13 protein-coding genes are annotated in these 12,547 nt (G+C 69.6%); 9 read left to right on the plus strand and 4 right to left on the minus strand.

Translation table 11 applies throughout. The annotated features are described in order from the left end of the window. Positions 1–87: 87 nt before the first annotated feature. The gene (locus ACIBX3_RS14320) at positions 88–318 is read right to left on the minus strand and encodes a 2-oxo acid dehydrogenase subunit E2 (RefSeq protein WP_397116803.1); all 231 of its coding nucleotides are present in this window, start codon (positions 316–318) and stop codon (positions 88–90) included. On the opposite strand from ACIBX3_RS14320, the gene ACIBX3_RS14325 reads away from it, so the two are divergent. The 3 genes from ACIBX3_RS14325 to ACIBX3_RS14335 all read left to right on the plus strand — a co-directional run bounded on the left by ACIBX3_RS14325 (position 296) and on the right by ACIBX3_RS14335 (position 2,575). Continuing rightward, a complete protein-coding gene (locus tag ACIBX3_RS14325; protein WP_397116805.1) occupies positions 296–640 on the plus strand; it encodes a molybdopterin cofactor-binding domain-containing protein in 345 nt (114 codons plus the stop codon). The genes ACIBX3_RS14320 and ACIBX3_RS14325 overlap by 23 nt on opposite strands. 97 nt (positions 641–737) lie before the next feature. Then, positions 738–1,199 carry a GbsR/MarR family transcriptional regulator gene (locus ACIBX3_RS14330; RefSeq protein ID WP_397116807.1) on the plus strand — a complete coding sequence of 154 codons (462 nt, stop codon included), beginning with the start codon at positions 738–740 and terminating at the stop codon, positions 1,197–1,199. A 176-nt stretch (positions 1,200–1,375) separates the two neighbouring features. Continuing rightward, positions 1,376–2,575 carry a cytochrome P450 gene (locus ACIBX3_RS14335; RefSeq protein ID WP_397116809.1) on the plus strand — a complete coding sequence of 400 codons (1,200 nt, stop codon included), beginning with the start codon at positions 1,376–1,378 and terminating at the stop codon, positions 2,573–2,575. A gap of 143 nt (positions 2,576–2,718) precedes the next feature. Here the strand turns inward: ACIBX3_RS14335 and ACIBX3_RS14340 are convergent, their stop codons facing one another. After that, the gene (locus ACIBX3_RS14340) at positions 2,719–4,653 is read right to left on the minus strand and encodes a glycosyl hydrolase family 18 protein (protein WP_397116811.1); all 1,935 of its coding nucleotides are present in this window, start codon (positions 4,651–4,653) and stop codon (positions 2,719–2,721) included. Positions 4,654–4,901: 248 nt separating this feature from the next. On the opposite strand from ACIBX3_RS14340, the gene ACIBX3_RS14345 reads away from it, so the two are divergent. After that, positions 4,902–5,765 carry an aldo/keto reductase gene (locus ACIBX3_RS14345; RefSeq protein ID WP_397116813.1) on the plus strand — a complete coding sequence of 288 codons (864 nt, stop codon included), beginning with the start codon at positions 4,902–4,904 and terminating at the stop codon, positions 5,763–5,765. A 54-nt stretch (positions 5,766–5,819) separates the two neighbouring features. Here ACIBX3_RS14345 and ACIBX3_RS14350 read toward each other — a convergent pair whose 3' ends face one another. Both ACIBX3_RS14350 and ACIBX3_RS14355 read right to left on the minus strand, forming a co-directional pair. Next, positions 5,820–6,551: an aspartate/glutamate racemase family protein gene (locus ACIBX3_RS14350; RefSeq protein ID WP_397116815.1), complete on the minus strand. Its 732-nt coding sequence runs from the start codon at positions 6,549–6,551 to the stop codon at positions 5,820–5,822. After that, complete coding sequence (locus ACIBX3_RS14355; RefSeq protein ID WP_397116817.1) at positions 6,548–8,038, minus strand: NCS1 family nucleobase:cation symporter-1; 1,491 nt, start codon at positions 8,036–8,038, stop codon at positions 6,548–6,550. The genes ACIBX3_RS14350 and ACIBX3_RS14355 overlap by 4 nt, the downstream gene beginning before the upstream one ends. A gap of 138 nt (positions 8,039–8,176) precedes the next feature. Here ACIBX3_RS14355 and ACIBX3_RS14360 point away from each other — a divergent pair, with 138 nt between their 5' ends. The 5 genes from ACIBX3_RS14360 (at position 8,177) to ACIBX3_RS14380 (ending at position 12,545) form a co-directional block, all read left to right on the plus strand. Further along, entirely contained in the window at positions 8,177–8,779 is a 603-nt protein-coding gene (locus tag ACIBX3_RS14360; protein WP_397116819.1) for a helix-turn-helix domain-containing protein, read from the plus strand. Positions 8,780–8,841: 62 nt separating this feature from the next. Next, positions 8,842–9,189 (plus strand): luciferase family protein, encoded by a 348-nt coding sequence (locus tag ACIBX3_RS14365; protein ID WP_397116821.1) that lies wholly within the window; start codon positions 8,842–8,844, stop codon positions 9,187–9,189. Positions 9,190–9,341: 152 nt separating this feature from the next. Further along, the gene (locus tag ACIBX3_RS14370) at positions 9,342–9,833 is read left to right on the plus strand and encodes a hypothetical protein (RefSeq protein ID WP_397116823.1); all 492 of its coding nucleotides are present in this window, start codon (positions 9,342–9,344) and stop codon (positions 9,831–9,833) included. Between the two features lie 34 nt (positions 9,834–9,867). Further along, the gene (locus tag ACIBX3_RS14375) at positions 9,868–11,253 is read left to right on the plus strand and encodes a hypothetical protein (RefSeq protein ID WP_397116825.1); all 1,386 of its coding nucleotides are present in this window, start codon (positions 9,868–9,870) and stop codon (positions 11,251–11,253) included. Next, positions 11,250–12,545, plus strand: coding sequence for a VWA domain-containing protein (locus tag ACIBX3_RS14380; protein ID WP_397116827.1), 1,296 nt, complete (start codon positions 11,250–11,252; stop codon positions 12,543–12,545). The genes ACIBX3_RS14375 and ACIBX3_RS14380 overlap by 4 nt, the downstream gene beginning before the upstream one ends. Positions 12,546–12,547 lie beyond the last annotated feature (2 nt).

Genomic DNA, 12,547 nt, shown 5'->3' on the forward strand with positions numbered 1-12,547 from the left:
CCGATGCCTTCAATTGTGTTAAACGATTAACATCGGTGGGTCACCACGACCGTACTCCTTCTCCTCACCGCGGATCAACCGTCACTTTCAGGCGAGGATGCGCAACGGGTGGGCGAGCAGGTCGAGGAACGTCCGCATCCAGGCGGCGGCAACGGCGCCGTCGATCGGGCGGTGGTCCACCGACAGTGTCACGCGCATCACGTGGCGGGGTTTGAGCCTGCCGTTCCTGACGACCGGCTCCTGGCGGACGGCGCCGACGGCGAGGATCGCGGACTGGGGCGGGTTGATGTTCGCCGTGGACGTCGGCCGAGTCGTCAACCCCGACGGAGTACGCAACCAGATCGAGGGCGGCGCCACCCAGGCGGCGAGCTGGACGCTGAAGGAGCGGGTGCGGTTCGACCGGCGCCGGATCACCAGCGGCGACTGGGCGAGCTACCCGATCCTGCGCTTCAGCGAAGCGCCCGAGGTGTGCGTCGAGCTGGTCGAGCATCCCGGCACGCCGTCCGTGGGCGCAGGGGAGGCGGCCCAGGGCCCGGTGGCGGCCGCGATCGCGAACGCGCTCGCCCACGCGATCGGCGTACGCGTGTGCGACCTGCCCCTCACCAGGGAATCCGTCCTCACCGCGATCGAACGGGGCTGAACGTGCCGCCCAGGCGTCCGCGACCGTTGCCCGAAGGAGGGAATCGGCGTATCTTTCGTAAAGTACGTACTTTACGAGCACAACAAGGTTGACGCCGGTGGAGCCGAAGGAAAGCGAGTTCGTCGACCGGATGGGTCTGGTCATGGAGAGGCTGGGCGGGACGCGGACGATGGGCCGCCTCTACGCCTGGCTCATGATCTGCGACCCGCCACACCGGTCCCTCACCGAACTGGCGGCGGAGCTCGGCGTCAGCAAGACCGCGATCAGCACGGTCGCCCGGCAGCTCGAGGCGGGCGGGATGATCGAGCGCGCGCCCGCGCCGAACCGGGAGCACCGCTACCGCCTGGTGAGCGGCGGCTGGACCCATGTCATGCGGGTCCAGCTCGCCGTGGTGCGGCTGAGCCTGGAGACCCTGGACTTCGGGCTGTCCGTCGTCGGCGAGGACCGGCCCGAGCAGCGGGCCAAGCTGGAGGAGACCCGCAAGTTCTTCGCCTTCACCGTGCAGGACGCGGACGAGTTCCTCCAGCGCTGGCAGGAATATCGCGAAAAATCAGACTGATGAGCGGAGCGCGAGATGAACGCGGGAAAGGTCGATCGGCCTCGACAGCCGGATGCTCCGCCTCGATCCGCAGGCCGCGCTGCGCTGGTTCGACCTCGACATCCCCAGGTCATCGACCTACGCCGCCTGACCGAACCCCGCTCAACCCAAAATCCACCCATGACAAGGGAGGGACGATGGACAACATCGTCGAGCGGTACCACATCCCCGAACAGCACTTCTGGCTGCGCGGACCGCGATCAGGCCCGCCGGTCGAGTACGACGCCGACACCGGACTGTGGAACGTCTACGGTTACGCCGAACTGCACGAGGTCCTCGGCGACCCCGCGACGTTCTCCTCCGACACCATGCGCGTGGTCCCCAAGGACCTGATGCCGGACAGCGAGGACTTCTCGATGGCGGGCTTCATCACCCAGATCGACCCGCCGGAGCACGGCAAGCTGCGCAAGCTCGTCAGCAGCGCGTTCACCCGCAAGGTCGTCGCGGATCTGGAGCCGAGGATCGCCGAGCTCACGCACGAACTGCTCGACGCGGCGCAAGATCGCGGGCGGCTGGAGCTCGTGACCGATCTGGCCTATCCGCTTCCGGTCATCGTCATCGCCGAGTTGCTGGGGGTGCCCAGCAGCGATCGCGCGCTGTTCAAACAGTGGGCCGACGCGTTGTTCCAGCGCGACGCCGAGATCTCGCTCACCAAGTCCGCCGCGGAACAGCAGGTGGACATGGAGGCCACGCTCAAACCGTGGAAGGAGATGTCCGGCTACCTCGCCGCCCACGCCGCGGAGCGCAAGCGGCAGCCGCGCGCCGACCTGCTCACCAGGCTGGTCGAGGCCGAGGTGGACGGCGAACGCCTGCCCGACGACCAGGTGGTCAACTTCGCGATCATCCTCCTGCTCGCCGGGCACATCACCACCACGATGCTGCTCGGCAACACGGTGCTGTGCCTGGACGCCTTCCCCGAGCAGCAGGACAAGGTCCGCGCCGACCGCGCCTCGATCCCTGCCGTCATCGAGGAGTCGCTCCGCTTCTTCACCCCGTTCGCCGCCCTGGGCCGCTCCACCACCCGCGAGGCCGAGCTCGGCGGCGTCACGATCCCGGCCGATCGCATGCTCATGATCTGGCTCGGGGCGGCCAACAGGGATCCCCGCCAGTTCCCCAACCCCGACGTCTTCGACCCCGGCCGCGACCCCAACCCGCATCTGGGCTTCGGCCGCGGCATCCACTTCTGCCTGGGCGCTCCTCTGGCCCGGCTGGAGGGACGCGTCGCGCTGAACATCCTGCTCGACCGGTTCGACGTGCTGCGCACGGACCCGGACGACCCGGTGGAGTTCATGCCCGCGCCGGCCATGACGGGGGTACGCCGTCTCCCACTGCGCTGACTCCCACGACGCCGGCGAGGCCGGCCCGGGCGTCGCTCGGGGGCAGGGCCGGCCGTGGCCGCTAACGCCGGAGAAGCGTGCGGAAGTTCGCCGGGTGACGATGGAAGGGCCGGCTCGCGGAGAGCCGGCCCTTTGGGGAAATGTCAGCCCAGGCCGTTCTTCATGGCCGTGAGCAATTCGGCGTTCGTGGTGTCGCCGCTGAGTTCCCAGAAGAACGCGCCGCCGAGGCCCTGGTTCTTCGAGTAGCTCATCTTGCCGCCGATCGTGGCCGGCGTGTCGTAGCTCCACCACTGGTTGCCGCAGTGCGCGTAAGCCGTGCCCGCGACCGTGCCGGTGGCGGGGCAGCGGCTCTTGAGCACCTTGTAGTCCTCGATGCCCTGCTCGTACGTGCCCGGCGCGGCCCCGGTGGCGGTGCCGCCCGGCGCGGCCTGTGTGACGCCGGTCCAGCCGCGGCCGTAGAAGCCGATGCCGAGCAGCAGCTTGCTCGCCGGCACGCCCTTGCTCTTGAGCTTCTGGATCGCGGCGTCGGAGTGGAAGCCGGCGATCGGGATGCCGGGGTAGGAGGTGAGCGGCGAGTGCGGGGCGGTCGGGCCCTGCGGGGCGAAGGCGCCGAAGTAGTCGTAGGTCATGACGTTGTACCAGTCGACGTACTGGGCGGCGCCGCCGTAGTCGGCCGCGTCGATCTTGCCGCCGTTGGTGCCGTCGGCGGTGATGGCGGCGGTGACCAGATAGTTGGAGCCGAAGCGCGAACGCAGCGCGGACATGAGGTTCCTGAACGCGGCCGGGCCGCTGGTGTCACAGGTCAGGCCGCAGGCGTTCGGGTACTCCCAGTCGATGTCGATGCCGTCGAAGACGTCGGCCCAGCGCGGGTCCTCGACCAGCCGGTGGCAGGACTCGGCGAACGCGGCCGGGTTCTGCGCGGCCTGGGTGAAGCCGCCCGACCAGGTCCAGCCGCCGAAGGAGAAGAGCACCTTCAGGTGCGGGTGCTTCTTCTTCAGCTTGCGCAGCTGGTTGAAGCTGCCACGCAGCGCGCCGGCGTCCCAGGTGTCGGCCACGCCGTCCACGCTCTCGCCCGCCTGGTAGAAGCGGTCGTAGTCGGCGTAGGAGTCGCCGATCGTGCACTGGCCGTTCTGCACGTTGCCGAAGGCGTAGTTGATGTGCGTCAGCTTGGCCGCCGAGCCGCTGACGTCGATGTTCTTGACGTGATATCCACGCTGGTAGACGCCCCATTGGACGAAGTAGCCGAGGACCTTGTTCCCGCCTCCGCCACCGCCCGTGGTCGTGGCCGTGACGCTGTTGCTCGCCGCGGAGCGGTTGCCCGCGGCGTCGCGAGCCCGGACGGTGTAGGTGTAGCCGGTGTTGGAGCTCAGGCTGGTGTCGGTGTGGGAGGTGCCCGTCACGGTGGTGAGGAGCGTGCCGCCCCGGTAGATCTCGTAGCCGGTGACGGCGACGTTGTCGGTGGAGGCGTTCCAGGCCAAGGACACGGTGCTGCTCGTGACGCCGGTCGAGCGGAGGTTGCCGGGCACCGTCGGCGGGCTGGTGTCCGTGCCGCCGCCCGTGGTCGTGGCGGTGATGGGGTTGCTCGCCGCGGAGCGGTTGCCGGCCGCGTCGCGGGCGCGGACGGTGTAGGTGTAGGCGGTGCTGGGGCTCAGACCGGTGTCCGTGTACGCGGTACCGGTCACGGTGGTGAGGAGCGTGCCGCCTCGGTAGATCTCGTAGCCGGTGACGGCGACGTTGTCGGTGGAGGCGTTCCAGGCCAGCGTGACGCTGGTGCTGGTGACGCCGGTCGAGCGGAAGCCGCCGGGGACGCTGGGCGGGCTGGTGTCGGTGCCGCCGGTCGCGGTTTTCCACAGGGCCGGTACGTTCGGGGGCTCCCAGCCGGGCTGGGACGTGTGGGCCTGGAGGCACTCGTACTCGACGCCGTTGTACGTGACGCGGGCGCCCGTCGCATACGCCGCCCACGGCGCCCAGTCGGCGAAGACGACCGTGGCCGCGCCGTACGCGGTGGGCGGGGCGACGACGGCGGCGGTGAGAGGCAGCGCTAAGGCCGCCAGGCAGGCAAGGACCTTGTGTCTCATGATGCTCCGACATCCGGTTGGGGGGTGAACAGGGAATCGGGATGCCAGGAAACTATTAGGAAAGTTTCCTTTTAATTATGAGACGACATTAATCCTTACCTGCGGTGGCGTCAATAAGTAAGAAGTGCGGGAAGTCGTGCCGGTCCTGGTGTCCGGGCTGGGGCGGGAGCCGCCGGACTGCCCGGAGGCCACAGAGTCCATGATGCTGGTGAAGGAGTAAGCCTCGACATCCGGACGGAGTGTTGCGCATGTCCATAGAGCTCGAGTCCACCGGCACGTTCACCATTGGCGACAAGAGCGTCCATCGGCTCGGCTTCGGTGCCATGAGTCTCACCGGGCCCGGCGTCTGGGGACCGCCTCGTGACCACGACGAGGCCGTCCGGGTGCTGCGCCGGGCCGTCGAGCTGGGTGTCGACCTCATCGACACCGCCGACTCCTACGGGCCGTACGTCAGCGAGGAGCTGATCCGGGAGGCGCTGCACCCGTACCCGGAGCAGTTGCTCATCGCGACCAAGGCCGGGTTCGTGCGCACCGGGCCGGCCCAGTGGGTGGCCGTGGGGCGGCCCGCGTACCTGCGGCAAGAGGTCGAGATGAGCCTGCGCCGGCTGGGGCTGGAGCGGATCGACCTGTTGCAGCTTCACCGGATCGACCCGGAGGTGCCGCTGGAGGACCAGCTCGGCGAGCTCAAGGCGCTCCAGGACGAAGGGAAGATCGGCACCATCGGCCTGTCGGAGGTGAGCGTCGAGGAGCTGGAGCGGTCGCGGCGCGTCGTCGAGATCGTCACCGTGCAGAACCGCTACAACCTCACCAACCGGGTCTCCGAAGGGGTGCTGGAGCACTGCGAGGAGCAGGGGATCGGGTTCATCCCCTACAGCCCCATCGCCAAGGGGGCGCTGGCGGCGCCGGGCAGTCCCGTGGACCACGTCGCCAAGGACCTCGGGGCCACGCCCGCGCAGGTCAGCTTGGCCTGGCTGCTGGCCCGCTCGCCGGTGACGATGCCGATTCCCGGCACCTCCACGGTCGCCCACCTGGAGGAGAACCTCGCCGCCTCCACGGTGGAGCTGACGGCCGAGCGGATGAGTGAGCTGGAGAAGACGACTGGGGTTCGCTGAGGCGGGCCGGCGCTCTGTCGCGGGAGGGCCGGCCCGTTCTGGGGGGCCGGCCCGTCAACAGGTGAAATCGCTGAGCAAGCCGGAGTAGCGTTTCGGGCGCGGCCGGGCGTACTCGCCGCGCTTGCCCGTCCGCAGCCCCAGCGCGACCAGCGACTCGACGAGCTTGGTCGCCACCGTCACCCCGTCGATCACCGGGACGCCCGTCTCCTTCGCCACCTCGGCGGCGAAGTCGGCCATGCCCGCGCAGCCCAGCACGACCGCGTCGCTCCCGTCGCGCTCCACCGCCGCGACGCACAGCTCGGTCACGGTCTTGCGCGCGGCCGGGTCGCTGTCGAGGTCCAGGACCGGGATGTCGCAGGCGTGCACACCCCGGCAGGCGGCGGCGAAGCCGTACCGGTGGGCGAGGTCCCAGGCTCTGCCGGCGGTCCTGGACAGCGTCGTCACCACGCTGAAGCCCCGCCCGACCAGCGTGGCGGCGTGCATGGCGGCCTCCGCGATCCCGATCACCGGGCCGGTGGCCAGCTCGCGGGCCGCGTCCAGGCCGGGGTCGCCGAAGCACGCGATGACGTACCCGTCCGCCCCCTCCCGCTCGCCCGCCGCGACTTCGGCCAGCAGGCCCGGAACGGCCAGAGCCTCGTCGTAGTGGCTCTCGATCGACTCCGGGCCCATGCTCGGGCTGACGGCGGTGATGACGGTGCCGGGCGCCGCCACCGCCCTGGCGCAGCGACCGATGGACGCGGTCATGGCCAGGGCGGTGTTCGGGTTGATCACCTTGATGTGGGTCATACGGCCGCGGTGATCCGGGGCGAGCGCCGCTCCAGGACGATCAGCGCCACGAAGCCGAGCCCGCAGCCGATGAACCAGCTGTAGTCGGCGATCCACGTCATGCCGCCGGTCGTGATGCCCAGGTCGACCAGCATCTTCGGCACCAGAGCGGCGGCGATGGCGGGCACGCCGGCGGCGACGGTGGCCCAGATCGCGTTGGGGTTGTAGCCCTTGGTGAACCAGTAGCGCCCGGTCTGGTCCATCGTGAACAGGGCGTCCACGTCCACCCGCTGCCGCGCGCAGATGTAGTAGCCCGCGATCAGGATGCCGAACAGCGGCCCGATGAGCGCGCCGAGCAGGCCCAGCGTGTAGTGGATGGCGTCGGGGTTGCTGTACCAGTTCCACGGGGTGAGGATCACCGAGCCGACCGCCGCGATCATCCCGCCGGTACGCCAGCTGATCTTCTGCGGGCTCACGTTCGAGAAGTCGAACGCGGGCGAGATGAAGTTGGCCACGATGTTGATCCCCACGGTCGCGATCACGAACGTGAGGCCGCCGAGCAGGATCGCGAACGGCGTGTCGATGCGCTCCACCGTGTGGATGGGGTCGGTGATGAGCTCGCCGAACACCGGCACGGTGGCCGACGCCGTGATCACCGTCAGGATGGAGAAGAAGAGGAAGTTGACCGGCAGGCCGAGGAGGTTCCCGCGCTTGACCGCCTCGAACGAGCGGCTGTAGCGGGAGAAGTCGCCGAAGTTCAGCATCGGCCCGGAGAAGTACGACACGACCAGGGCGATCGCGCCGAGCATGACAGGGATCGACTCGGCGAACCCGAGGCTATCTCCCTGGGACAGGTCCAGGCTGATGTTCTCCCAGCCTGCCTGGCTCACCAAGTAGACCGCCAGCACCAGCATGACCACGTAGACCGCCGGCCCCGCCCAGTCCACGAACCGCTTGATCGCGTCCATGCCGCGCCAGAACACCGCCGCCTGGGCGACCCAGAGGATGGCGTAGCAGATGTACCCCAGCGCGGACAGGCCGAGGAAACTCGGCTCGTTCAGCGCGGCGGTGGCCGGCCAGAACTTGAGGAAGATGATGATGAGCGCCTGGGAGGCCAGGTACGTCTGCACGCCGTACCACGCGATCGCGATCGAGCCGCGCACGATGGCCGGGATGTTCGCGCCGAGCACGCCGAAGACGACCCGGTTGATCACCGGGTACGGCACGCCGGTGACCTGGCTCGGCTTGGCCACCAGGTTGCAGAAGATCTGGACGATGACGATGCCGGCCACCAGCGCGAACAGCACCTGCCAGCTCGCCAGGCCGAGCGCGAAGAGGCTGCCGGCCGTCACGTAGCCGCCGACGCTGTGCACGTCGGACATCCAGAAGGCGAAGATGTTGTACGACGACCAGGTCTGCTTCTTCAGCGGCGCGAGGTCCTCGTTGGTGAGCCGGGGGTCGTAGGGCGGGGGCGGGGCCTGCGCGATCGACGCGGTGGGCTCGGACATTGCGGCATCCTTGGGGGGTAGGGTTGTACGCGATCTAGTGTTAAGTCGGGACTTAACGATTGGCGTAAACCTATGCCTTAACATTGCGGACGTCTATTGCGGTCGTGTTAATCCCTTGTGACACGTGGTGTGGAGGACATGGAGAGCCGTACGGATCTGGAAGCGGTCAGCACCGAGCGGCTCGGCCAGCGGCTCCGCGATCTCCGCACCCGCTCAGGCAAGTCGTTACGCGCGGTGGCACGGGAGCTCGGCATCTCCGCCAGCGCCGTGTCCCAGATCGAACGCGGCACCATGCGGCCGTCGGTGAGCCGGTTGATCGCGTACGTGTCGGCCATCGGGGTGCCGCTCGCGGCGGTCTTCGACACGGCGGAGGAGCCGCGCCCGGACGACCCCGCCGTGCCGGGCTTCGCCATCAGACGGGCGTGGGAGGTGGCGCCGATAGAGCTCAGCGGGGGAGTGACGTTCCGCAGGCTGTCGCCGGTGCCCGCGCCGGACGTGGAGTTCTTCGAGTCGACCTACCCGCCGAACGCGATCTCCACCGCCCACGGGCAGTTCCTCAAGCACGAGGGGTACGAAGTCGGCACGGTCACCGAGGGGGAGCTGACGATCGAGTTCGAATCCGAGATCGTCACCCTGGCCAAGGGTGATTCGATCACCTTCCCGTGCAGCCGGCCGCACATCATCGGCAACCGCTCCGAGACCGTGACCGCCGTCGCGACGTGGCTGATCGTGCACCGGTGAGGTTAATAACGGTTGCGGAACGGCCGGTGACGTGAGGGACCGCCGTACCTCAGCATTAAGGTGTGGCAAGAATTACCGGCTGGCGACGAGCGGCTGAACGGCGGGGGCTCTATGTGGCCCGCGCGGTGGCCGAGCTGAGGTCGTGGCCGGTGCTGGCGGTCAGCGACACCCGGCGCGGCGTGGCGTTCGCCGTGCGCGGCACCGAGATCCTGCGGCTGACGGGCGGTGACGAGGTCCAGGTGCGCCTGACCGCCTCGGCGATCGACCGGCTGGAGCCGCACCTGCTGGACTGCGACCAGGTGCAGGCCTGCCGGGACCGGGCGTGGGTGGCCGTTCAGGTGGACGCGGCGCCCGATCTGGACCTGCTGCTCGCCCTGACGAGTGTGGCGATCAAGGAACACGTGGCCTGACGCCCCGGCACCAGGGACGATCGGAGGGTTTGATCGTTTGGCCCCGGTCTGTCAGTGGCTTCAGGTAAGTTCCCGGATCATTGATCAGCCGTTCGCGAAGGCGTAGGCACTCCGGCCTGCCTGCGAACGGCTGGGCGGGAGGTTCTGAGGTCGTGGACGCGGACAGAACCGCGTGGGAACAACGCAGCGTGGTGCGGGTGGTGGCGCCCGTCGAGCCGCGCAAGCTGGCGAAAGTGCCGTTCGTCGAGCTGGCCGACGGCCGGCTGCAGGGCGTCGTGTCGAGCGGATCGGACATCGAGCGGGTCTACGTCTCGTCGATCACCGCCGGCTCCCTCGCGATGAGCTGCAGCACCAACAACAACCGGCCGTGCGGCGCGCTGCACGGCTACGCGTGCAAGCACGTGCGCATGCTGGCCGACGAGGCGGTCCTGCAGTACGGCCTCGACCGGGTGGCCCGCTACCTGCGGGTCGAGGTGCCGGAGGGCGGCGCCCTCGGAAATTGCCTGAACGGGCCGGTCGAGCGCACGCCGGCGGCCGTGGTCTTCAGCCGGTTCCTGCGCCACCTGGCCTACCTGGAGGTGCCCGACAGCACCGAGCCGCTGGCCGAGCTGCACTGGTTCCCGGCGATGGGGGCGATGCGCTGATGTCCGGACATGCGATGGGCGGGGTGATGAGCTGATGCTCGATGTACAGCTCGGTGAGCTGACCGGCGGCGCGCCCGCCGGAGTGGACGAGGCGCTCGGTCTGGTGGCGGGTTTCGACGAAGCGCTCGCGCACGGGTTCGCGCGCATCGGCGAGGAGCCGGCGGCGGCGCTGGCCGCGCTGGCGGGCGCCCTGGCGGCGAGCCCGCTCGGCGACCGCGTGGGCGAGTCCGTGGACAAGGTGGTCGCGGGATCGATCGGCGACGAGCACCTGGCGGCGCTGGCCGGCGCGCGGGCCGCTCTGTCAGGCGCGGTGCACGACGCCCTGCTCGGTCGCCTCGACTCCGCGATCGGCCGCACGCGTGCCCTCTGGGAGCCGTCATCCGGCGCGGGCGGCAGCCCGGACAACGTGCTGGCCGGGTGCCGGGTCTGGCTGCGCGAGCTGGCCATCGTCGGCTGGCGCGGCGTGGACCACGACGTGGTCTCCTCCTCCGATCAGGCGATCGAGGCGCTGCTCGCCGTGCCGGGGTTGCGCGGCCTGGCGGTCCTGCTCGACGGCCTGGCGGCGGAGCTGCGGGCCTCGTGCCCGGTGAGCACGATGGAGCGCCTGCCCGCACGCCGGTGGACCGACCTGTGGACGCGCGCCCTGCTGCTGGCCCAGTCCGGGCCCTGGCACGGGGTCGCCGAGCAGGTGTCGGGACGGCTACTGATCCTCGGCGCCGACGTGCACGAGCACGCCACGGTCGTCCGTGTCCAGGTGCACGGCATCCTGGAACCGGCCGGCGGCGCGTCCGCCAGGCTGGTACGCACCAGCGTCGCCGCGGCCAAGGTGGACACGATCGTCGGCCCGGCCGTGTGGAAGCTGATGGGCGGCCACCCGGTGCTGCTCGGCGCGCTCGCCGGGCACCGCGGCCTGGAGATCACGGACATGCCGCTGCTGCCCGGCGGCGACCTGGTCTGGCACGACGACCGGGCCCGCGCGGGCGAGGAGGCCGACCCGTTCGCGACCGCCCGCGTCCAGCTCGGCGCGGCGCAGGCGCCACCGGTCCCGCCGCTCGACCGCCACCCCGTACGCATCGCCGAGCCCGTGCTGGTCGAGGGCTACACCGTCAACGGCGAGACGTTGGAGCTGGGCGGCAACGCCCTCGCCCTGGACCTCGACCGGCTGCCCGCCTGCACGCCGCTCACGGCGGAGCTGGTGGCGGCGTCCTCCGCGTGCCTCGGCCTGATGCGCTGGGACGGCGGGCGCTGGGTGCTGCAGCCGCTCGCGGTGCAGGCCACGGTCAAGAAGAAGCCCGTCACCGCGCACACCGGCGACTGGGCCATGGGCCCCACCGACCCCAAGGTCGTGAAGGCCGAGGCCAAGAACGGCGACGCGGTCGCCGTGCTGCGCGAGCGGGCGGGACGGCTGCTGCGGAAATGAGCGAGACGATCCAGAACGAAACGCGCCGTCAGGTGCTCTACTGGCGGCTGTTGTCACGGCTGTTCGGCCCCGACGAGCAGCCCGCGCTCGAAACGGCCAGCGTGGCCATCGTCGAGGACCTCGGCCTGCCGCCCGCGCTGCTCGACCCGGGCGTCTCGGTCGACAACCTGGTGCAGCGCTTCCCCGACCTGGGTGCCGAGCTGCAGGACCTGATGGCGGACAAGGAGCACGAGACAGGCGACGAGGTGCGCCGCGCGGCCCTGGTCTCCAAGCTGCTCCTCAACGTCTTCTCCACCGGCAGCGGCACCTGCACCGCGAGCCAGCTGCAGCGCTGGAAGCAGGACGCGGCCTGGTTCGAGAAGGGCATGGGCTGCGAGCCCGGCGGGCTGCGTCACAGCCCGGGCGACGAAGAGGTGGCCCAGGTCCTCGCGAACATCGAGGGTGACCTGGTCAAACGCATGCACCTGCGCGAGGTGCTCGCCGACCCGGCCCTGGCCAAGCAGCTCACGCCCAGCATGTCGCTCATCGAGCAGCTGCTGCACGACAAGCACAACCTGTCGGGCGTCGCGCTGGCCAACGCCAAGGCGCTGATCCGCAGGTTCGTCGACGAGGTCGCCGAGGTGCTGCGCACCCAGGTCGAGAAGACCAGCGTGGGCGTCATCGACCGGTCGGTGCCGCCGAAGCGGGTCTTCCGCAACCTCGACATCGAGCGCACCATCTGGAAGAACCTCACCAACTGGAGCCCCGAGGACCAGCGGCTCTACGTCGACCGGCTCTACTACAAGCACACCGCCCGCCGCACCACCCCGGCACGGCTGGTCGTGGTCGTCGACCAGTCGGGGTCGATGGTGGACGCGATGGTCAACTGCACCATCCTGGCCTCGATCTTCGCGGGCCTGCCCAAGGTGGACGTGCACCTGATCGCGTACGACACCCGGGCGCTCGACCTGACCCCGTGGGTGCACGACCCGTTCGAGGTGCTGCTGCGCACCACGCTCGGCGGCGGCACCAACGGCACGGTCGCGATGGCTCTGGCCAGGCCGAAGATCGCCGATCCGCGCAACACCGTGATGGTGTGGATCTCCGACTTCTACGACAACCGATCGCTGATCACCGACTTCGAGGCGATCCACCGCTCGGGGGTGAAGTTCATCCCCGTCGGCTCGGTCAACAGCTCCGGATACCAGAGCGTCGACCCGTGGTACCGCCAGAAACTCAAGGATCTGGGCACCCCGGTGCTTTCAGGCCACATCCGCAAGCTCGTCTTCGAGCTCAAGAACTTCCTCACCTAGGA

The sequence above is a fragment of the Nonomuraea sp. NPDC049480 genome, from assembly GCF_044465905.1.
Taxonomy (GTDB): domain Bacteria; phylum Actinomycetota; class Actinomycetes; order Streptosporangiales; family Streptosporangiaceae; genus Nonomuraea.

Coding starts and splice junctions, on each gene's coding strand:
- ACIBX3_RS14335 (WP_397116809.1), top strand. CDS start 1,376: ATGGACAACATCGTCGAGCGGTACCACATCCCCGAACAGCACTTCTGG.
- ACIBX3_RS14340 (WP_397116811.1), bottom strand. CDS start 4,653: ATGAGACACAAGGTCCTTGCCTGCCTGGCGGCCTTAGCGCTGCCTCTC.
- ACIBX3_RS14375 (WP_397116825.1), top strand. CDS start 9,868: ATGCTCGATGTACAGCTCGGTGAGCTGACCGGCGGCGCGCCCGCCGGA.
- ACIBX3_RS14345 (WP_397116813.1), top strand. CDS start 4,902: ATGTCCATAGAGCTCGAGTCCACCGGCACGTTCACCATTGGCGACAAG.
- ACIBX3_RS14350 (WP_397116815.1), bottom strand. CDS start 6,551: ATGACCCACATCAAGGTGATCAACCCGAACACCGCCCTGGCCATGACC.
- ACIBX3_RS14380 (WP_397116827.1), top strand. CDS start 11,250: ATGAGCGAGACGATCCAGAACGAAACGCGCCGTCAGGTGCTCTACTGG.
- ACIBX3_RS14360 (WP_397116819.1), top strand. CDS start 8,177: ATGGAGAGCCGTACGGATCTGGAAGCGGTCAGCACCGAGCGGCTCGGC.
- ACIBX3_RS14355 (WP_397116817.1), bottom strand. CDS start 8,038: ATGTCCGAGCCCACCGCGTCGATCGCGCAGGCCCCGCCCCCGCCCTAC.